Origin of the sequence: Propionivibrio sp. (genome assembly GCF_016790145.1) — a bacterium.
Lineage (GTDB): Bacteria > Pseudomonadota > Gammaproteobacteria > Burkholderiales > Rhodocyclaceae > Propionivibrio.
The window spans coordinates 1-21,058 of the sequence record NZ_JAEUOI010000176.1; the positions used below are offsets into that span (position 1 = coordinate 1).

Genomic DNA, 21,058 nt, shown 5'->3' on the forward strand with positions numbered 1-21,058 from the left:
ACTTTGTAAATCTTCCCAGTGGGCTTCAACGCCCTTAACTGCATGTCAGTGAGCATCTGATCCTCCGTAAACTGATACCGTCAACCGATACCGTCAACGTAGTTGACGGTATCAACTTGGGTCGTTCAAGGACCAGATCTCGATACCGTCAGCAATACCGACACTTTAGTCGGGCTTTACTAGGACGGCGTGAGACGCCATGAGACGCTAACTGGTTGTTATAGCTGGTAAATTGCAGAAAATCCGGACGGCGTGAGACGACTTGAAATGATGATATTTTATTCCCACTCAATCGTCGCCGGCGGCTTTCCTGAAATGTCGTACACCACCCGGTTGATTCCACGTACCTCATTGATAATGCGATTGGAGACTTTGCCGAGCAGACTGTGCGGCAATTCAGACCAGTGCGCAGTCATGAAGTCCTGGGTGTCCACGGCACGCAAGGCAACGACGTATTCATAAGTCCGCCCATCGCCCATGACGCCAACGCTCTTCACCGGCAGGAAAACGGCAAAAGCCTGGCTTGTCTTCTCGTACCAGCCGGCAGCACGCAGTTCGTCGATGAAAATGGCATCGGCACGGCGTAGCAGGTCGGCATAGTCCTTATTCACCTCGCCGAGAATGCGCACGCCCAGGCCAGGGCCGGGGAACGGATGACGATAGACCATGTCATGCGGCAGTCCTAGGGCTATTCCAAGTTCTCGAACTTCGTCCTTGAACAGTTCGCGCAGCGGTTCAAGCAACTTCAGATTGAGCGTTTCCGGCAAGCCGCCGACATTGTGGTGGCTCTTGATGGTGTGCGCTTTTTTTGTCTTGCTGCCGGCCGACTCGATTACGTCCGGATAGATCGTTCCCTGCGCCAGCCATTTTGCCGCTTCACCCCTTTCTGCAAGTTTTCTGGATTCAGCCTGGAAGACTTCAACAAATTCGCGACCAATAATTTTACGTTTGGCTTCTGGATCTGAAACGCCTTTCAGATGCCCCATGAACTGCTCGCTGGCATCAACGTGAATCACCTTGACGCCGAGGTTGCTGGCGAAGGTCTGCAGCACCTGCTCCGCTTCGTTCAGACGCAACAGGCCGTTGTCAACGAATACGCAGGTCAATTGCTTGCCGATGGCGCGGTGCAAGAGCGCGGCAACGACCGAGGAGTCAACACCGCCGGAGAGGCCGAGGATGACTTCCTCACTGCCGACCTGGGCGCACACTTTCTCGATGGCTTCGTTCACATAGTCCGGCATGTTCCAGTCGCGGCCACAGCCGCAGATTTTGTGCACGAAGTGGGCGATTATTTCCTTGCCCTTCAGTGTATGCGTGACTTCCGGATGGAACTGAACGGCGTAGAACTTCCGCGATTCGTCCGCCATGGCGGCAATCGGGCACGCTTCGTTACTGGCGATCACCTTGAAACCAGCCGGAAGCTGCGTAACCTTGTCGCCATGACTCATCCACACGTCAAGCAGGCCGTGCCCCGCGTCGTTGGTCCGGTCCTGGACTCCCCTGAACAACTCCGAATGGCCGCGAGCCCGGATTTCCGCGTAACCAAACTCGCGCTTGCCGGAACTTTCAACAAGGCCTCCGAGTTGCTGGGCCATGGTCTGCATGCCGTAACAAATCCCCAGCACCGGGACACCGAGTTCAAAAACCACCTGCGGCGCTCGCCACTCTTCGGCCTCATAAACCGAGTTCGGTCCGCCGGACAGGATGATGCCTTGCGGATTGAACTTGCGGATAAAATCCTCGCTCACGTCAAAGGGATGCAGCTCGCAATAGACCTGCTGCTCGCGCACACGGCGGGCGATAAGCTGAGTGACCTGGGAACCGAAATCGAGGATGAGTATTTTCTGGTGAGCCATTTTCAAGCCTTGAATAAACAAGGGCGGCTGCCAGCCGCCCCACAGGAAACAAAATCAATCATTCGACATGGTAATTCGGTGCTTCCTTGGTGATCTGTACATCATGGACGTGCGACTCGCGAACGCCAGCCGAGGTAATTTCGACGAATGCGGCTCGCTCGTGCAATTCGTCAATGGTCGCGCAGCCCAGATAGCCCATGGAAGAGCGCAGCCCGCCCATCAACTGGTGAATCACAGCAATCACCGATCCCTTGTAGGGTACACGTCCTTCAATACCTTCCGGTACCAGTTTGTCGATGTTGGATGCGCTGTCCTGAAAATACCGATCCGCCGCCCCCGCCGCCATGGCGCCCAGCGAACCCATGCCGCGATACGATTTATAGGAACGCCCCTGAAAGAGTTCGACTTCACCCGGCGCTTCTTCGGTACCGGCAAACAGACCGCCGAGCATGACGGCATTGCCACCGGCTGCCATAGCCTTGCAGATATCCCCGGAGTAACGAATCCCCCCATCGGCGATCATCGGTACCCCGGTACCTTTGAGTGCATCTGCCACCATCTGGATGGCTGTAATCTGGGGCACGCCAACGCCGGCAACAATCCGTGTCGTACAAATTGAACCCGGACCGATACCCACCTTGACACCGTCGGCGCCGTGATCAATCAGTGCGCGCGCGGCCTCGGCGGTAGCAATGTTGCCACCAACCACTTCAACCAGCGGCAGGTTCCTCTTTACCCATTGCACCCGCTCAAGAACACCCTGAGAGTGTCCGTGCGCGGTATCGACAACGATGACATCGACTCCGGCCTCGGCGAGCAATTCGGCGCGCTGCTCGGTGCCGGCGCCAACGCCAATAGCCGCACCGGCACACAAGCGACCTGAAGCATCCTTGCTGGCAAAGGGGTGTTCGGTGGTCTTGATGATGTCCTTGACGGTAATCAGGCCACGCAACTCGAAAGCAGCATTGACGACCAGCACACGCTCTAGGCGATGCTTGTGGATCAAGGCCTTGCCTTCCTCTACGGTGGCGCCCTCCTTGACCGTAACCAGCCGCTCGCGCGGTGTCATGATATTACGTACCGGCTGGTCAAGGTTGGTTTCGAAGCGCAAGTCGCGGTTGGTCACAATGCCGACCACAACCTTGCCTTCAAGTACGGGGAAACCGGAAATCTTGTGCAACAGGGTGAGCTCGAAGACTTCGCGCACCGACATGGTCGGCGGTACGGTAATCGGGTCTTTCAGAATGCCCGATTCAAAACGTTTGACCTTGGCAACTTCAGCCGCCTGTGCTTTCGCGCTGAGATTCTTGTGCACGATTCCGATCCCGCCCTCCTGTGCCAAGGCGATGGCGAGACGGGCTTCAGTCACGGTGTCCATGGCGGCTGACACCAGCGGCATATTGAGTGTAATGTTACGTGTCAGGCGGGTGCGCAGGCTGACATCGCGAGGCATAACTGTGGAATGAGCTGGAACGAGGAGGACGTCGTCAAACGTCAGCGCCCTTTGAATTAAACGCATGGCCTATTATCCGAGGTCACAAAAAAGTATTATACAGCATGCTCTATTTAGACAGGATGACCATGAAACGCAATGCCCTTATTGTTGCCGCCCTTCTCGCCGCTGCTGCGGTGCACGCCCAGGTCTTCGAGTGGAAGGATGAAAGCGGCAAAACTCATTACTCAGACATGCCCCCCCCAGGCAATGCCCGCGAACTGCGGAAAATCGAATCAGCGCCGCCTGCGACCGGAAGCCCGACGCAGAAAACCACAGCTGATCTAGAACTGGAGTTCCGCAAAAACCTGAAAGAAACCCAGGAGAAAACGGAGAAAGCAAGCAAACAGCAAGCGGCGGCCTCTGAAAGGAACGAAAACTGTGATAACGCGCGCCGTCAACAGCAGCTTCTTGAATCCGGCGAACGAATCGCCCTGCGTGACGAGAAGGGTGAGCGTTATTACATGGACGATGCACAGCGTGCACAGGAAATCGCCAAGACGCGTCAGGCCGTGCAATCTTTCTGTAAGTAAGCTGGAGAGCAGTTCTCTACTCGCTCTCCACTTCGCCCGCGCCTTTTTTCATTACTTTGCCTTCTGCCGCCCGTTGCTTGCGCACTTCTTTCGGGTCGGCAATCAACGACCGGTAGATTTCCACTCGGTCCCGATCGCGTAAAGGCGTATCCGGCTTGGCAAGTCTGGCGAAGACGCCTATCTTGTTTTTGCTCAAGTCAATCTCAGGATACTTCAGCAAAACCCCGGAGGCTTCAATGGCCTGACGCACACTTGCACCCGCTGGCAAGCTGACTGTAAAAATCTCCTGTTTCTCGGGCAGCGGATATATCACTTCGATGCGCATCAACTCAGGCATTAATCACTCCATAAACCTCGTCGGCGCGTCTTACGAAGGCATCAACAAAGGTGTTGGCAATCTGGCTGAAAACCGGACCGATGACTTTTTCGAACATTTTGCTGGAAAAATCATAAGAAAGCCGGAATTCGATCTTGCAGGCATTTTCGGCCAGCGGCCTGAAATGCCACAGCCCTTCGAGCCGGCGAAACGGGCCATCAACCAGTTTGATGCACATGCGTAGTGGTATTTCCTTCTGGTTTTCGGTGGTGAAGTGCGACTTGACGCTGCGATAGTTGATATGCAGCGTGGCGACCGTCCTGCTTTCATCCCGGAACTCAACCCGAGTCTGGCTGCACCAGGGTAAAAAACTGGGGTAGTCTTCAACCTCGTCGACCAAATCGAACATCTGTTGCGCTGAACGCTCGATCAGAACTGATTTCTCAACCATGGCCATCGTCAGCCGTGCCTCGTGAATCCTGTAGAATCTCGCATTCTAGCATCCTTGCAGCACAACCTCTGAGAGCCGCACCATGAGCATCATCGCCAACAAGAAAGCCTTCCACGACTACTTCGTCGAAGAAAGATTCGAGGCGGGCATTTCACTGCAAGGCTGGGAGGTCAAGGCGATCCGGGCTGGACGAGCGAACATCAAGGAATCCTATGTCGTTATCCGCAGCGGCGAGGTTTTTCTATTCGGGATGCACATCACCGCCTTGCCCGAAGCCTCAACCCACGTTCATCCTGACCCGATCCGCACACGCAAGCTGTTGCTCCACGCCAACCAGATCAGCAAATTGATCGGTCAGGTTGAACGCGCCGGTTACACGCTATTGCCATTGAATCTGCACTACATGCGGGGTCGTATCAAGGTTGAAATCGGTCTGGCCAAAGGCAAGAAGCAACATGACAAGCGCGAAGCCGAAAAGGAACGTGACTGGGATCGTGAAAAAGCCCGCCTGATGCGTGTCAAGACCTGATTTTCGCCGAAACAGGACACTCCACCATTCCGCCGACAGATCCGTATCGATGGGGTTTTGTTTGCCAGAACTTGGGCCTTGCAGGCAACCCATCCATTCAGGGATGGACTAACATCCCGGTCGGCAAAATGCGGCTAATCAGTGATTCATCGGCCTTTGGCAAAGTCAATGAAATCCTACGAGCGGTGTAAAAATCAAGAATAGAATTCATTCACGGCATTGAGCAAATCACTCTCTCGATTAACCGTCCACTGCTGATATAGTATCGTGCTTGGCATGAAATGGATTCCTTGAACGTCAACCTTTAGTCTTGCCACTCAAACCTTCAGCGAACTCGCTGCGCGATTTGCTGGTCAATCGTAAAGCCCAGTAATACTAACGCCACCAGGACACCAAGAAGCAAAAGTTACACCAGGAAAAACCCTAACCGGCCAAGCCGGAACCAGGATTACTGAACTTCATTTTTCTTTTTTTGCTAATTCATGGTGCTCCTGGTGGCCTGGTGGTGACGATTTACAATTCTTCTTCAAGCCCGAACCATGTCCAACACCGACAAAGACCTCCCGCTGCGCAATGACACCAGACTACTCGGTCGCCTGCTCGGCGACACCGTACGCGAGCAGGAGGGCGAAGAAGTTTTTGCAGTCATCGAGCTCATCCGCAAGACCTCCGTCCAATTGAACCAGAACCCGGACCGCGAGTCTGACCCGGCGTCGCGATCCGAACTCGAAGCCATACTCAACGACCTGCCACGCGATTCGATGATCTCGGTCGTCCGGGCTTTCAGCTACTTCCTGCATCTGGCGAATATCGCCGAGGACCAGCATCACATCCGCCGCCGCCGTGCGCATGACCTGATCGGCTCGCTGCCGCGCGAGGGTAGCCTGCAGCACGCGCTTGACCGCGTTCAGGAAGCCGGAGTAACGGTCGGGAAGATCCGTGACTTTTTTGATGTCGCTCTGGTCTCGCCGGTACTGACCGCGCATCCGACAGAAGTTTCACGCAAGAGTATCCTGTATTGTCAGCACGAGATCGCTACCCTGCTCGATCACAGCGACCGCATGCAACTGACTCCCGAAGAGCAGGAGGAAAGCGATCAAACGATGCGTCGAGCCGTGCTCAGACTGTGGCGCACTCGGGCGCTACGTCCGAACCGGCTGGCGGTTGTCGACGAAATCAAAAACGGCATCAGTTACTACGACGATACCTTCTTTGCCGAACTGCCGCGCCTGTATGGCCAGTTGCAGGATCTGCTGAGCAAGCGCTTCCCAGATGAAAACTGGCAGCTTGCGCCCTTTTTCCGGGTCGGTAGCTGGATCGGCGGCGATCGCGACGGCAATCCCTTTGTTACCGCCGATATATTGAAAACGGCGCTGCGTCTGCAATCGACTGCTGCGCTAGAGTTCTACCTGGCGGAGATCCACGCACTCGGCGCTGAGCTTCCGCTTTCACTAATGCTGCTCAAGGTCTCGCCGGCGCTGGCCGCACTAGCCGAGCGTTCGCCAGACCATTCACCGAATCGATCGGACGAACCCTACCGTCGCGCCTTGACCGGCATCTACGCACGCCTGGCCGCCACCGCAAAATCGCTCGACCAGCATGAGGCGCTGCGGGAGGCTATTGGCGAAGCACAGCCCTACGCCACTGCCGCAGAATTGCATACCGACCTTGAAGTTCTTGTCGAATCGCTGGTGCAACATGGTGCCGCTCTGATCGCTGGTGGCCGCCTGCGCCGCCTGGTACGTGCCGTGCAGATCTTTGGCTTCCATCTGGCGCCGATCGATCTGCGCCAGAACTCCGAGGTGCACGAGCGAACGGTCGCCGAACTTCTGGCTCGCGCCGCTCGCATCGAGCATCTGACTGATTATGCCGCACTCGATGAAGATGCCCGTATTGCCTTGCTCTGCGAGGAGATCGCCAGTCCGCGTCCGCTCTATTCGCCGCATATCGAGTACTCTGACGAGACCAAAGGCGAAATGGCAATTTTTTTTACTGCGCACGAGCTGCGCGCGCGCTACGGCAACGCAGCCTTGCCCAACGTCATCATTTCGAAGACCAGCGCGGCCTCCGACCTGCTCGAAGTCGCGTTACTGCTCAAGGAAGCCGGCTTGCTGACACCAGCATTGGCATCCAGAAATGTTCCGGAATTGGCGATCAACATCATCCCGCTATTCGAAATGATCGGCGACTTGCGAAACTGCCCGGCAGTCATGCAGCGCCTCTTCGACCTTCCCGTCTACCGCGCACTGGTCGCCTCACGCGCCAACGAGCACGAGGTCATGCTCGGTTATTCGGACAGCAACAAGGACGGAGGTTTTCTCACTTCCGGCTGGGAGTTGTACAAGGCCGAGGTTGAACTGACGCGCGTGTTTGCTGCGACCGGGGTACGTCTGCGACTGTTTCATGGACGCGGCGGCTCGGTTGGACGCGGCGGTGGCCCAAGCTACCTGGCGATCCTGGCACAGCCGGCCGGTGCCGTCTCCGGTCAGATCCGCATCACCGAGCAAGGCGAAGTCATTGCATCCAAGTATGCAAATCCCGAAGTGGGTCGCCGCAACCTCGAAATTCTGGCCGCTGCTACACTCGAAGCGACCCTGCTCGATCTTGAACATGAAACCGAGCCGGCGGCTTACCGCGCGGTACTTGAAAGCCTTTCCGAACTGGCTTACCAGGCCTACCGCGGGCTGGTTTACGAGACCGAGGGCTTTAATCGCTACTTCCACGAATCGACGCCGATCGCGGAAATTGCCGGCCTGAACATTGGTAGCCGCCCTACCGCGCGCAAGCCTTCCGGACGCATCGAGGATCTGCGTGCCATTCCCTGGGTATTCAGTTGGGCACAGTGCCGCCTGATGCTTCCCGGCTGGTTTGGCTTTGGCTCGGCTGTTGAGGCCTGGCTCAAGGATAACCCGGACGGACTGGAAGCGCTGCGCCGAATGCACGGCAACTGGCCTTTCTTTCGTACCCTGCTGTCCAATATGGATATGGTAATGGCCAAGGCCGACCTGACGATTGCTTCGCGATACGCCGAACTGGTCAGCGATTCGACATTGCGTGAACAGATTTTCGGCCGAATTGGAGCCGAATACGAGCGAACAAGGCGTTATCTCCTGGCTATCGAGCAACAGGACGAGTTGCTCGCAGACAATCCACTGCTACGCCGTTCGATACGTAATCGCTTCCCGTATATGGATCCGCTAAATCACCTGCAGATTGAACTCCTGCGCCGTCATCGGGCAGCACAATCAACTGAACCGGTCGACGAACGGGTGCGACGCGGCATTCATCTGTCAATCAACGGCATCGCCGCTGGCCTGCGCAACAGCGGCTGAATCTGCATACAAGGTGCAGAAAAGATAGGGCGGAAAGGCTACCGACGCTGCCGGACTGTCTCAAACAGACAGATCGCAGCAGCGGCAGCCACATTGAGCGATTCGCTCTCTCCCGGCATCGGGATACGAACCCGAAGTCGCGTGGATTCAGCTACATCCGGCCGCACACCCTGCCCTTCACTGCCAAAAACCCAGGCTACAGGTTCGCTCAGGGCCAGCGAATAGAGGGCGGCCGGCGCATCCAGCGCGGTTACGACGGCCTGTCCACGATAAGCTCCGAGAAAGGCCGGCAGATCGCAGCCTTCATGAAGGTCAAGCCGGAAATGCGCTCCCATCCCTGCGCGCAGGGTTTTCGGTGACCACGCCTGGGCACAATCGGACGCAAGAAGAACCTGCCGAAAGCCCGCTGCAGCCGCGCTACGCAGGATCGAGCCAAGGTTGCCAGGATCCTGAATACCATCGAGCAGTACCGTGTCGATCGCATGATTCAGTGCGTGCGCCGGAAGTGGTTGCCTGATCATCGCCATGATGCCGCTCGGCGTCTCGACCGTTGCCAGTTCGGCAAACAGGACGTCGGATAATACAGTGAGCAGATCGCTGGTGTCACCGCTTGCGAGATAGTCGGCAATTTCGATACGCTGCAAGCCGCTTTCGCTGACCACCAGTTCCTGCAACGGGACTGAAAGCTGGGCACAAACTTCGATCAGATGCATACCGTCGAGCAGCACCTGCCCTGTCTTACGCCGTTCGCGACCACTGCGGCAGAGCTTCTTCAGCGCTTTGAAATGCGAATTCTCGCGCGAGGCGATCTGTCTCATAAGCGCAGGAGCCGAGCGATCGGCGCATAGCTGCGACGATGTACCGGACTGACACCATGTTCCTTGAGCGCCTGGAGGTGCAACGCCGTTGGATAACCCATGTGGCGGTCGAAGCCGTACTGCGGATAGAGCAGATGCAATTCCAGCATGCCGGCGTCACGAAAGGTCTTGGCCAGGATGGACGCCGCCGCAATCGAAGCCACCTTGCCATCGCCGCCAATAATGGCTTGCGCCGGGCAAGGCAAGTGCGGGCAGTGCTTGCCGTCGATCAGCGCCTGACTCGGCGGGGTTGCAAGCGCTTCAACCGCACGCCGCATGGCCAGCAAGCTGGCCTGCAGGATATTGATGCGCTCGATTTCCTCGACACTGGCCTCGGCTATCGCCCAAGCCAGGGCCTTGGCGCGAATCTCGATCGCCAGTGCCTCGCGACGCCTGGCTGATAGCTGCTTGGAGTCATTCAGACCTTTGATCGGGCAGGCAGGGTCGAGAATCACCGCCGCCGCCACCACCGGACCGGCCAGCGGACCGCGACCGGCTTCATCAACGCCGCAAACCAGGCCTTCAGATGCTTGCAGTAAGGGCATGGTTGCACACCGCGACCGGCAGGCACTCGAGAATCGCCTTTGCGGCCTTTTCCGCTGTGTTCTGCTTTAGTTGCAAGTGTATCTCGCGAAAAATTTCGCTGATGCGGGTGCAGGTCGCCTTGTCGGCATAAAGATTGAGCAGTGCCTGTGCCAGATTTTCGGAGGTCGCGTCGTCCTGGATGAATTCGGGAACAACGAATTTACCGGCCAGAATATTGGGCAGACCATAGTAAGGCAAATAACCTTCCATATGCTGCATCAGACGGTAGGTCAGCGATGCCATCTTGTAAGCAATGACCATCGGTCGTTTGAGTAGCGCCGCTTCGAGTGTCGCGGTGCCGCTGGCGACGAGTACCACATCGGACGCCATCATCGCTTCATGGGCATGACCGAACAGCAGGCGGATCGGCAGTTCGTTCGCCGCGCAACGATATAGCGCAGTCTCGAACAACAAGCGGGTTTCTCGGGTGGCCAGAGGAGCCAGAAACAGTGCATTCGGCATTTTCCGGTTAATCTGGCGTGCCGTCTCGATGAAGGTTTCGGCCATGTAGTGAAGTTCGGACTGCCGGCTTCCGGGCAGGAGGGCAAAAATCGGCTGCTGCGCTGGAAGTCCAAGCAACTCGCGCGCATCATCACGCGCATCGTCAACGGGCAGGATATCGGCCAGCGGGTGACCGACGTAGCTCACCGGAATGCCTTGTTTTTCGTACAGTGGCGATTCAAAGGGGAAAAGTGCCAAAACGCGCGATACCGCGGCGCCAATCTTGTGAATACGTTTCCCGCGCCAAGCCCAGATCGACGGACTGACGTAATGAATACTCGGAATTCCTCGGTTTTTGAGTACTTTTTCAAGCGCCAGATTGAAGTCCGGCGCATCGATACCAATAAACGCATCGGGCGGATCGGCCAGCAGGCGGCGCTTCAAGTCACGGCGAATACCGGCGATCTCCCGGAAATGCCTGAGTACCTCGAAATAGCCGCGAACCGAGAGTTTTTCCAGTGGATGCCAGGCTTTGAATCCTTCACCCGCCATTTTCGGACCACCCACACCATAGAATTCGGCATTGGGCAGTCTGGCCTTGAGTGAGCGAATCAGGTGGCTGGCCAGTAGATCACCCGAAGCCTCGCCGGCGACCATGGCGATACGAACTACGCCAGCCGTCATCGGATGATGCCGCGCTTCGATACCGCAAGAAAATCGAGAATGGGCTGGATTTCAGGATGTGCCTTGACTTCTTCCTGGAGCTTGGTGCGAGCTTCATCAAGCATTAATCCGGATTTGTAGAGTGTCCGATAAGCACGCTTCAACGTTAGCAAGGCGTCGGGTGAAAAGCCGCGGCGCTTCAATCCTTCGGCATTGATGCCGAAAGGAGTTGCCGTGTTGCCGGCGGCCATCACGTAGGGGGGAACGTCCTGCACCACCACGGTCGCTGCAGCCGTCATGGTATGGGCGCCGACGCGGCAGAACTGATGCACGCCAGTGAAGCCACCAAGTATTGCCCAGTCATCAATATGCACGTGCCCGGCAAGTTGGGCGTTGTTGGCGAAGATTGTGTGGTTTCCGACCTGGCAATCGTGCGCGATGTGCACGTAGGCCATGATCCAGTTGTCGTTCCCGAGCCTGGTTACACCCGCGTCCTGCGCCGTTCCGAGGTTGAACGTGCAGAACTCGCGAATGGTGTTGCGGTCACCGATTTCGAGGCGCGTCGGCTCTCCCGAGTATTTCTTGTCCTGCGGCACCCCACCGATCGAACTGAACTGAAAAATCCGGTTATCGCGGCCAATACGCGTATGCCCGGAGATAACAACATGCGGACCAATCGAGGTATTGTCTCCGATCTCGACATGCTCGCCGATAATGCAAAATGGGCCAATTGATACGTTATGGCCCAGTTGCGCCCCGGGATCAATGATTGCACTTGGATGGATCATGTTTTTTTCAAATCACAGTCAGGCCAGTTCGCGCTTGGCACACATCAATCCGGCCTCGGCAACGATCTCTCCGTCAACCTTTGCTTCCGCTTTGTAGGTCCAGATGTTACGCATCTGGCGCTGGATCTGGACATGCAGATGCAGTTGGTCGCCGGCAGATACCGGCTTCTTGAAGCGCGCGCGGTCTACGCCAACCAGGTAGAACAGAAAGCTGTTGTCGGGCTTTACGCCAAGGGTCTTGAAGGACAGGATACCGGCCGCCTGCGCCAGAGCCTCCGTGATCAGGACACCAGGCATCACCGGAAAATTGGGGAAATGGCCGACGAAAAAGGGTTCGTTGATTGAGATATTCTTGTAGGCATGGATTGATTTTCCCGGCTCACAGTCAATGACACGATCGACCAGCAGGAAAGGATAACGGTGCGGGAGGTGTTCGATTACTTCATTAATATCCATTGCATTCAAAATGTATTCTCCATTAGTTCAAGTTTTTTCTCAAGTTCGGTAACCCGCTCGGCCAGCCTGGCCAGTCGTTTGATCTGTGCAGCGTTGTGCAACCAATCGGCGTGCGTCTGGATGGGGAAAACGCTGGTGTATTGCCCTGCCTTGAGCAGACTCTTGGCGACCAGTGTGCCCCCCGAAACATGAACATCGTCAGCAAGTTCGAGATGGCCGGAAATCATCCCGGCACCTCCGACAGTACAGCGACGCCCGATGGTTACGCTACCCGCGATACCAACACAACCGGCCATCGCCGTGTGCTCGCCGATAAGCACGTTATGTGCAATCTGGATCTGATTGTCGAGTTTAACTCCATGACCAATGACGGTATCGTCAAGTGCGCCACGATCGATCGATGTATTGGCGCCAATTTCCACGTCGTCTCCGATGACAACGCGACCGATTTGCGGAATCTTGAGCCAGCGCTCTCCGTCCTTGGCAAAACCGAAACCATCGCTACCGATGACCGCTCCTGCCTGAATGATCGCTCGTCGTCCAATCACGCAATGACCATAGATCACCACATTCGGGTAGATCAGCGAATCGTCACCGATTGAAACACCGTCTCCAATGACACAGCCGGGATACAGGGTGACGTTTTCGCCGAGCACCACGTTATCGCCGAGCACCACGTTTTCGCCGATAGAAGCCGAGCCAGGAATTTTGCTGCGCACTACGGCGGAGGAATGAACGCCAGTAGGACGCGATCCTTGCGGGTTCAGCAAGGCCACAACTCGGGCGTAATATGCGTAGGCATTTTGATGCACAATCCTCGGCAGCGCGGTATCCCCGGCAAACTGAGGCGATACGATAACCGCTGAGGCGCGGGTGCTCAGCAACTGCTGCCGGTATTTCGGATTGACAATAAAAGCAATCTGCCCGGCACCTGCCGAAGCCAGGCTAGCAACTTGTGAGACAAGGACGGAACCGTCACCCTCAAGCGATCCGCCAAGTTGGGAGACAATTTCTTCGAGCCGCAGACCTTCTTGCACAGGCACGCTTTTTACTTGCCTTCGGACAAGGCCTTGATTATTTTGTCCGTCACGTCGAGTTTTGGGCTGACCCAGACGACATCCTGAACGATCAGATCGTACTTTTCACTCTCGGCGAGCTGCTTGATCGCCTTGTTCGCCTTTTCGATGATTGCGGCATTCTCTTCGTTCTGACGCAGGTTCAAATCTTCACGGAACTCGCGTTGCTTGCGCTGAAACTCGCGCGACAGTTCGTTAAGGTCCTTCTCTTTTGAACGACGTTCCGTTTCGGCCATAGTCACAGCATTTTTTTCAAGCGACTCCTGCAAGGCCTGAACCTGCTTGGCCAGACGCTGCAAATCCTGATCGCGTTTGGAAAATTCAGTCTCAATCTTCTTGGCCGCCTTGACGGCAGTAGGCGCGTCACGAAAAATGCGCTGGGTATTGACGTAACCAATCTTCAAAGTTTCTGATGCCGACGCGTAAGGCACTGGCAGCGAAGCCATCAACGCGACCAGCAACGTGGCAATTTTCTTGTTCAAGCTATCTCTCCTGGGTTAAAAGGCCTGTCCAAACTGGAACTGGAAGACTTGAAGTTTATCATTTTTCTCGCTGTTGAGTGCTCCGGCAACACTGAACTTGAGCGGTCCGAATGGGGAAATCCAGGTCGCCGCAAGACCTGCCGATGTCCGGATTGCGCCTTGGTCGAATACACCCCTCGGGAGATTTCCGTCTGGATAGACCTGGCCGGCATCGAAGAATGGACCAAATCGCACCGATTTATCTAAACCGAAACCAGGCAGCGGCATCGACAACTCGGCATTGAAGACCACGCGCCGCGTACCTCCAAGCCGTACTACATTGCCATTTGTAAACTCATAGGGCCCCAGACTGGCAGGATCGTAACCACGCACGGATCCAATACCTCCAGCATAGAAATTCCGGTAGAAAGGTACTTGCTGCCCGGACAAGCCGTTGGCGTAGCCAAGTTCTCCGTTGAGCATGAGCACCATGTTGCGGGTGATCGGGAAAAACCGTTGTTGCTGATAGCTCAACTTGTAGAACGTGAGATCTCCTCCGGGGATAGCCACCTCAATCGCCGCCTTTTGCAGCGCACCCCGTGTCGGCAAAATCGCGCTGTCCTTGGTATCGCTGATCCAGCCAAGCGTCACCGGCAACGTAAGGTTGGTGCATGATGAAGGAATGGTGAACAGGTCGGTCGGAATGTCCGAACTGCCCGAACCGCAAAACTGATTGTTGAATCTCAGGTATTGGTTTGGTGTGTTGGGATTCAAGGGGTTGATCTCAACCTGCGTCTGATCGATGGCCACACCGAAGGTAAGTGCCTGTTTCTCGGAAAGCGGAATGCCGAAACGCAGTCCGCCGCCATATGAAGTCGTCTTGAATTCGTACCCGAGTGATGTCGGGTTGGATTTTCTGGTGTAAACATCAAAGCCCTGGCTGATGCCATCGACCGTAAAGTAAGGATTGGTGTAGCTAAAGGCCAGGGTCTGGTTGATCTTGCCCGTATTGACCTGTAATGACACGAATTTCCCGCTACCGAATATGTTGGCCTGTGAAATTGACGCTGAGAGAATCACCCCTTCTGATTGGGAATAGCCAACACCCAGGGAAATATTACCCGTTGACTTCTCTGTTACATTGATATTTACGTCGACCTGGTCGCTGGTGCCTGGCACGGGTGGCGTTTCGATATTGACTTCGCCAAAGTAGCCGGTTTTGTCAATACGCTCCTTCGAAAGCTTGACACGCTCATCGTCGAACCAGGCACCTTCCATCTGACGAACTTCCTGTCGAATCACTTCATCACGGGTTTTAGTATTACCCGATACGTTGATGCGGCGAACATAAGCCCGTTTGCCCGGATCGACGAATACGGTAAAGGCAACCTGCCTTTTCTCCTTGTCCAGTTCCGGCGCCGCATTGACGTTGGCGAAGGCATAGCCCTTGGCCGAAAGCTTGTCGCTGATGGCTTTCGTACTCTCATTCAATTTTTCACGAGAAAAAACGTCACCCGGCCTGATTTTCATTGCCTTCCTGAATTCTTCTTCCGGCAAAATGAGATCGCCCGCCAGCTTGACCGAAGACACGATATAGCGTTCGCCTTCGGCAATAGTCAGCGTAATGAAAATATCCTTTTTGTCGGGACTGATCGATACCTGGGTCGATTCGATATTGAATTCGAGGTAACCGCGATTGAGATAGTAAGAGCGCAATGTCTCCAGGTCAGCGGCAAGTTTTTGCTTTGAATATTGATCGTTCTTGGTATACCAGCTTATCCAGTTAGGTGTTTGCAACTGGAAAAGAGCTTGCAAGTCCTTTTCCTTGAAAGCCTGAGCACCCACAATATTGATTTGCCTGATCTTGGCGGCATCGCCTTCGTCAACATTGAAGTTGATCGAAACCCGGTTGCGCTCTAAAGGCGTCACCGTCGTGGTGATAGCCACACCATATTTGCCGCGTGTGAGATATTGGCGCTTCAATTCCTGCTCGGCTTTTTCGAGCATGGCGCGGTCATAGGAACGCGAGACAGCGAATCCTGCTTCCTTCAGGCCTTTGATCAGTTGATCTTTTTCGAATTCCTTGAGACCAACAAAGTCAATCTGGGCGATGGCCGGTCGCTCTTCGAGCACCACGATAACGACATCGCCATCGATCTCGATGCGTACATCCTTGAAAAAACCGGTGGCGAACAAGGCCTTGATTGCTTGTGCCGCCTTTTCGTCGGTCAGGGTGTCCCCGACCTTGACCGGGAGATAGCTGAATACCGTACCGGCTTCAGTGCGCTGAATCCCTTCGACACGAATATCCTTGACGGTAAACGGTTCAAAAGCAAAAGCGCCAGAAACAAAAAGTGAGGCGATCAGACCTGCCAGCAGGTTTTTCTTCATTAGGTCAGCCGGAAATCAATCGATTGATATCATTGTAGAAAGCAAACGCCATCAGCATCAGCATCAGCGCCAGACCGATTTGCTGGCCAACTTCCATGCTGCGCTCAGAGAGCGGCCCACGCTTTATGATTTCGACGACATAATACAGCAAATGGCCACCATCCAGAATCGGAATGGGCAGCAAATTCAGCACGGCGAGACTGATACTGACCAGCGCCAGAAATTTAAGGTAGTAGCTCATACCGAGTTTTGCCGACTGGCCGGCATAGTCCGCTATCGTTACCGGACCGCTGATATTGCGCCATGACACTTCACCGGTAATCATTTTTCCGATCATTACCAGGCTGAAAACCGATTTATCCCAGGTCTCGTTGATGGCCTTGCCCAGCGCAGATATCACTCCGTATCGAACCGTTATCATCATCTCACTTCGCGCAGCGCCGGTATCCTTGACGCTGGCCCCAATCCGGCCAATTTTTTGTCCACCTTCCTCAACGGGTAGCGGTGTAATTTCGAAGACAAATCGTTCACCCTGGCGTACAACTTCAAAGTCCAGTGTTTTACCCGGCGAATTGCGAACATTCTGTACAACATCGGGCCAGGTACTGATCGGCTTATCGTCAATCACCAGAATCTCGTCTCCCACTTGTAGTCCGGCAGCCGCTGCAGCACTGTCCGGGCTGATTTTTCCTAGCACCGCTGGAATTTTGGGGCGATAAAAGCTGATTCCCAGCCTGGCCAGGGCATCTCCCTCCCAGCCTCCCGCTCGGACTGACGAGACATCAAGGTGGCGAATCGTGATCTCATTGTGCGGGTTGATTACCTCGAATTCGATCGAGTCCTGATCAACAGCGTGACGAATCAATACCCAGTGCATGTCCTGCCAGGTTTGCACCACGTCTCCACCGACTTTGAGTACCCGCTCGCCGCTCTGCATGCCGGACGCAGCGGCAGGACTTGCCGCGACTGGCGTACCAAGAATGGGTTTCAGTTCTTCGATGCCGTGCCAGAAGAGGCCCCAGTACACGACAATCGCCAACAGCAAATTGGCTGCAGGACCGGCAGCCACTATGGCCATGCGCCGCCCTACGCTCTGCCGGTTGAAGCTGCGATGCAGTTCTTCAGGAGCAACATCGCCTTCGCGTTCATCGAGCATTTTGACGTAACCACCCAGGGGAAATATTCCGAGCGCCCATTCGGTTCCATCACGACCGATGCGTTTGGACCATAGCGCCCGGCCAAACCCCACCGAGAAACGCAGTACCTTGACGCCGACCCACCGTGCTAAGAGGTAGTGCCCATACTCGTGAACCACGATCAGCACACCTAAAATCAGGGCAAATGCCGCCAGGTAGTAAAGGAAGTTACTCATGATCAAGCCAACCCGCCGATGACTTGCTCGGCTATCCGGCGTGCAGCATGGTCTGCGGCCAGCACATCGGCAAGTGAGTCCAGTGGGGTTACCCGTGTCCTGTCCAGGACCGCACTGATGATTTTCGGGATTAATGCAAAGCCGATCCTTCCATCGAGAAATGACTGAACGGCAACCTCATTGGCGGCATTGAGAGTTGCCGGGGAACTATCACCCTCGCGTAGTGCACGGTAAGCCAGCGCAAGGCAGGGGAAACGCTCAAAGTCTGGTCGCTCAAACTGTAGTAAGGCGATTTTGCACAGATCAAGTGGCTCAACTCCTGCGTCGATCCGCTCCGGATAAGCCAGTGCGTGAGCAATCGGCGTTCGCATATCCGGATTACCGAGTTCAGCGATGACCGAACCGTCTACATATCGAACCAGCGAGTGGATGACACTTTGCGGGTGGATGACAACCTCGATTTGTTCAGCCGGGACGTTGAATAACCAGTGCGCCTCAATCATTTCGAGCCCCTTGTTCATCATGGTCGCCGAATCGACTGAAATCTTCCGTCCCATGACCCAGTTGGGATGCGCGCAGGCCTGCTCGGGACTAACGCATTCGAGGTCGGCAAGCGAAGTATTCAGAAATGGACCGCCTGAGGCAGTCAACATTAAACTGAGCACGCCACTCTTTAATAAATTACCTGAATAATCATTTGGAAGTGATTGAAATATAGCATTATGTTCACTGTCAATTGGTAGCAATATTGCGCTATTTTCTCTTACGGCCCGCATCAGGATCGGCCCAGCCATGACCAGGGCTTCCTTGTTGGCCAACAGAACTTTCTTGCCGGCAAGTGCAGCGGCCAGAGTGGATTGCAGGCCTGCTGCACCGACAATGGCCGCCATTACCGAATCAACTTCCGGAAGTTCGGCCATCCGTACCAGGGCTTCCGGCCCAGACTCGACCAGGGTTGAACAAGCAACGGCCTGTAGGCGGCGTTGCAGTTCGACAGCTAATTGAGCATCACGCACCACAGCAAAACGTGGTTGAAACTCAAGGCATTGATCAAACAGGCGGTCGATCTGATTATGGGCGCAGAGGGCAATCACCCGAAAACGTTGCGGGTGGCGGCGAATGACATCGAGTGTGTTGACGCCAATGGAACCGGTTGATCCTAGAATCGTAAGCTTTTGCACGATCATCGCCCGCCGTCAATTCAAGGCAGTCAGCCAGACCAGCGCAACCATCGGCAGGGTCGAAGTCAGGCTGTCGATACGATCAAGCACACCGCCGTGCCCGGGCAGAATGTTGCTGCTGTCTTTGAGCCCGGCCTGACGTTTGAGCAGCGACTCGAACAGGTCACCAGCGATACTGATTGCTGTCAGAAGGACCAGGACGAAGAGCAGCACAGCGTAATGGTCAGAAAGAACAGCAGGCAGTTTGGGGGAGAGGATAAAGCCATAAACGATGACGGCAACGCCCCCACCAAGCGCGCCCTCCCAAGTCTTTCCCGGACTGATGTTTGGCGCCAGCTTGTGTCGACCCAGGGTGCGTCCGAAGGCATAAGCAGCGGTGTCCGCCACCCAGACGGTGGCCATGATAGCGATAAGTGCTAGTGCCCCCGCTTGCCTCAGTTGCACTAATGCCAGCCAGGTCGGCAGGATTAACAAAAGGCCGATTGCCAATCCGAGCGCGGATTTAGGCAATGACCAGCGCTTTCTCAACCATAAAGGAACCACAAACAACCAGAAAAATGCCGCCGGAAGATAAAACCAGCGCCCCAGTCGCCATGCCGCATCAGAAAAATTGCTGCCAGAATCCGACACTCCCTGCAGTCCCAGCGCGACTGGATCAAATGCAGCAACAGCCGCACAAATCAATACTAAAGCCGCACCCAGGGCAAGCCTTGACCAAGCACCCAAACCCATTAGTGCTCCCCACTCCCAGGCAGCCACTGCGGCTACGAGCGTAGCGAATAGGATCCAGCCGAGAAGGGGCAGATAGAAAAGTGCCGAAAAAAAGGCCGCAAAAAGGAGGAGCGCGGTAATAATCCGCGTTTTAAGCATTGATCTTCATGTCCATCGGACGGGTCGAACCTGCGCTATCAAGAGTCAAATCATCAGGTACCTCGGCGGGTTGATTGCCGATCAGTTGTTCGCTCGTTCGCCCGAAACGACGTTCACGCTGCTGATACGAGGTAATCGCCGCACTGAAGGCCACCGAGTCGAACTCCGGCCAGAGCGTATCGGTAAAATAAAATTCCGCATAGGCCAGTTGCCAAAGCAGAAAGTTACTGACCCGTTCCTCCCCGCCGGTGCGAATGAAGAGATCAGGCTCCGGTGCATAACTCATGGCCAGATAAGGCGCCAGGTCGGCTTCACTCCACTCACCCTGCTTTTCCGGATGTTCCACAGCCATGCGATTGACGGCCTGCAGAATATCCCAGCGACCACCGTAATTGGCCGCGATGGTCAGTGTCAGTTTCTCATTGCCAGCCGTCTGCTGTTCCGAAGCAAAAATCAGCGACTGCAAATCCGGATCAAAGCGCGACAGATCGCCAACCACTCTCAGGCGGACGCCGTTGCGATCAAGCCGGGATACCTCCTTCTGCAATGCACGCACGAAAAGCTGCATGAGCAGCCTCACCTCCTCTTCGGGGCGTCGCCAGTTTTCCGAACTGAAGGCAAAGAGCGTCAGATACTCGATCCCACGCTCAAGGCAATACTTGACTGTATCGCGGACCGTCTCGACACCTCGACGATGCCCTGCAAAGCGCGGCAAATAGCGCTTCCTGGCCCAGCGACCGTTGCCATCCATGATAATGGCCACATGTCGCGGCAGCGCGGCAGCGCCCGGTATATCCCGAGTGGAACTGGTGAAGACAGCCATCTGGCGTATCCTTTTGGTCGTCTTCAAACAGCCATCAACTCGATTTCTTTCTGCGCGAACTGTTTGTCAACCTCTGCGACATACTTGTCGGTGAGTTTCTGGATATCGTCCTGTGCCCGACGCTCATCATCCTCAGAGCACGCCTTGCTCTTGAGCAGATCTTTGAGTGTCGCGTTGGCATCACGGCGCAGATTGCGCATGGCAATTCGTGCGGTTTCACATTCGTGCTTGACCACCTTGATCAGGTCGCGGCGCCGTTCTTCTGTCAATGCCGGCATTGGAACGCGAATGAGTTCGCCCTGGGACGCCGGATTCAGGCCGAGATCGGAATCCCGAATGGCTTTTTCAACCTTGGGCGCCATGCTCTTCTCCCAAACCTGAACACCCAGTGTTCGAGAATCAATCATAGTGATGTTGGCCACCGTATTCACTGCCACCATAGAACCGTAATAATCGACCTGAACATGATCCAGCAAACCGATATGGGCACGTCCGGTACGAACCTTCGCCAGATCGATCCTGAGTGCCTCAAGCGACTTCTGCATCTTGTGTTCGCTCGTTTTTTTTACATCTGCAATCGACATG

General features: G+C 55.3%; 19 protein-coding genes and 1 pseudogene. 3 read left to right on the forward strand and 17 right to left on the reverse strand.

What is annotated here, in order from left to right; translation table 11 throughout:
• Window positions 1-278: 278 nt before the first annotated feature.
• On the reverse strand, window positions 279-1,856 hold the full coding sequence (gene guaA, locus JNM42_RS14535) for a glutamine-hydrolyzing GMP synthase (RefSeq protein WP_294271554.1): 1,578 nt from the start codon (window positions 1,854-1,856) through the stop codon (window positions 279-281).
• 58 nt (window positions 1,857-1,914) lie between these two features.
• Window positions 1,915-3,375 (reverse strand): IMP dehydrogenase, encoded by a 1,461-nt coding sequence (guaB, locus tag JNM42_RS14540; RefSeq protein ID WP_294271559.1) that lies wholly within the window; start codon window positions 3,373-3,375, stop codon window positions 1,915-1,917.
• Window positions 3,376-3,437: 62 nt separating this feature from the next.
• Between guaB and JNM42_RS14545 the strand changes: the two genes are divergently transcribed.
• The gene (locus JNM42_RS14545) at window positions 3,438-3,881 is read left to right on the forward strand and encodes a DUF4124 domain-containing protein (RefSeq protein WP_294271562.1); all 444 of its coding nucleotides are present in this window, start codon (window positions 3,438-3,440) and stop codon (window positions 3,879-3,881) included.
• A gap of 16 nt (window positions 3,882-3,897) precedes the next feature.
• On the opposite strand, the gene JNM42_RS14550 is transcribed toward JNM42_RS14545, so the two are convergent.
• The gene (locus JNM42_RS14550; protein ID WP_294271565.1) at window positions 3,898-4,218 is read right to left on the reverse strand and encodes an RnfH family protein; all 321 of its coding nucleotides are present in this window, start codon (window positions 4,216-4,218) and stop codon (window positions 3,898-3,900) included.
• Window positions 4,211-4,654: a type II toxin-antitoxin system RatA family toxin gene (locus JNM42_RS14555; RefSeq protein WP_294271570.1), complete on the reverse strand. Its 444-nt coding sequence runs from the start codon at window positions 4,652-4,654 to the stop codon at window positions 4,211-4,213. Before JNM42_RS14555 ends, JNM42_RS14550 begins: the two co-directional genes overlap by 8 nt.
• A 70-nt stretch (window positions 4,655-4,724) precedes the next feature.
• Here JNM42_RS14555 and smpB point away from each other — a divergent pair.
• Window positions 4,725-5,177: pseudogene (gene smpB / locus JNM42_RS14560) on the forward strand (SsrA-binding protein SmpB); the annotation flags it as partial.
• A 539-nt stretch (window positions 5,178-5,716) separates the two neighbouring features.
• Window positions 5,717-8,509, forward strand: a complete 2,793-nt coding sequence (gene ppc, locus JNM42_RS14565; RefSeq protein WP_294271572.1) for a phosphoenolpyruvate carboxylase — start codon at window positions 5,717-5,719, stop codon at window positions 8,507-8,509.
• A gap of 38 nt (window positions 8,510-8,547) precedes the next feature.
• Here the strand turns inward: ppc and JNM42_RS14570 are convergent, their stop codons facing one another.
• From JNM42_RS14570 to frr, 13 genes are read right to left on the reverse strand one after another with little or no spacing between them, the layout of a single operon-like run.
• Window positions 8,548-9,327: an RNA methyltransferase gene (locus JNM42_RS14570; RefSeq protein WP_294271575.1), complete on the reverse strand. Its 780-nt coding sequence runs from the start codon at window positions 9,325-9,327 to the stop codon at window positions 8,548-8,550.
• Complete coding sequence (rnhB, locus tag JNM42_RS14575; RefSeq protein ID WP_294271578.1) at window positions 9,324-9,911, reverse strand: ribonuclease HII; 588 nt, start codon at window positions 9,909-9,911, stop codon at window positions 9,324-9,326. Before rnhB ends, JNM42_RS14570 begins: the two co-directional genes overlap by 4 nt.
• Window positions 9,889-11,076, reverse strand: coding sequence for a lipid-A-disaccharide synthase (lpxB, locus tag JNM42_RS14580; protein ID WP_294271582.1), 1,188 nt, complete (start codon window positions 11,074-11,076; stop codon window positions 9,889-9,891). Before lpxB ends, rnhB begins: the two co-directional genes overlap by 23 nt.
• Complete coding sequence (gene lpxA, locus JNM42_RS14585; RefSeq protein ID WP_294271585.1) at window positions 11,073-11,843, reverse strand: acyl-ACP--UDP-N-acetylglucosamine O-acyltransferase; 771 nt, start codon at window positions 11,841-11,843, stop codon at window positions 11,073-11,075. The genes lpxB and lpxA overlap by 4 nt, the downstream gene beginning before the upstream one ends.
• Before the next feature lie 18 nt (window positions 11,844-11,861).
• The gene (fabZ, locus tag JNM42_RS14590) at window positions 11,862-12,299 is read right to left on the reverse strand and encodes a 3-hydroxyacyl-ACP dehydratase FabZ (RefSeq protein WP_294271590.1); all 438 of its coding nucleotides are present in this window, start codon (window positions 12,297-12,299) and stop codon (window positions 11,862-11,864) included.
• A 5-nt stretch (window positions 12,300-12,304) separates the two neighbouring features.
• Entirely contained in the window at window positions 12,305-13,342 is a 1,038-nt protein-coding gene (lpxD, locus tag JNM42_RS14595) for a UDP-3-O-(3-hydroxymyristoyl)glucosamine N-acyltransferase (protein WP_294271593.1), read from the reverse strand.
• A 5-nt stretch (window positions 13,343-13,347) separates the two neighbouring features.
• Window positions 13,348-13,821 (reverse strand): OmpH family outer membrane protein, encoded by a 474-nt coding sequence (locus JNM42_RS14600; RefSeq protein ID WP_294271744.1) that lies wholly within the window; start codon window positions 13,819-13,821, stop codon window positions 13,348-13,350.
• Between the two features lie 51 nt (window positions 13,822-13,872).
• Window positions 13,873-16,227, reverse strand: coding sequence for an outer membrane protein assembly factor BamA (bamA, locus tag JNM42_RS14605; protein WP_294271596.1), 2,355 nt, complete (start codon window positions 16,225-16,227; stop codon window positions 13,873-13,875).
• A 4-nt stretch (window positions 16,228-16,231) separates the two neighbouring features.
• A complete protein-coding gene (gene rseP, locus JNM42_RS14610) occupies window positions 16,232-17,599 on the reverse strand; it encodes an RIP metalloprotease RseP (RefSeq protein ID WP_294271599.1) in 1,368 nt (455 codons plus the stop codon).
• A gap of 2 nt (window positions 17,600-17,601) precedes the next feature.
• Complete coding sequence (gene ispC, locus JNM42_RS14615; protein WP_294271601.1) at window positions 17,602-18,786, reverse strand: 1-deoxy-D-xylulose-5-phosphate reductoisomerase; 1,185 nt, start codon at window positions 18,784-18,786, stop codon at window positions 17,602-17,604.
• 9 nt (window positions 18,787-18,795) lie between these two features.
• Window positions 18,796-19,650, reverse strand: coding sequence for a phosphatidate cytidylyltransferase (locus JNM42_RS14620; RefSeq protein ID WP_294271605.1), 855 nt, complete (start codon window positions 19,648-19,650; stop codon window positions 18,796-18,798).
• Window positions 19,643-20,473 carry a polyprenyl diphosphate synthase gene (gene uppS, locus JNM42_RS14625; protein ID WP_294271608.1) on the reverse strand — a complete coding sequence of 277 codons (831 nt, stop codon included), beginning with the start codon at window positions 20,471-20,473 and terminating at the stop codon, window positions 19,643-19,645. Before uppS ends, JNM42_RS14620 begins: the two co-directional genes overlap by 8 nt.
• A 23-nt stretch (window positions 20,474-20,496) precedes the next feature.
• Entirely contained in the window at window positions 20,497-21,057 is a 561-nt protein-coding gene (gene frr / locus JNM42_RS14630) for a ribosome recycling factor (protein ID WP_294271610.1), read from the reverse strand.
• Window position 21,058 lies beyond the last annotated feature (1 nt).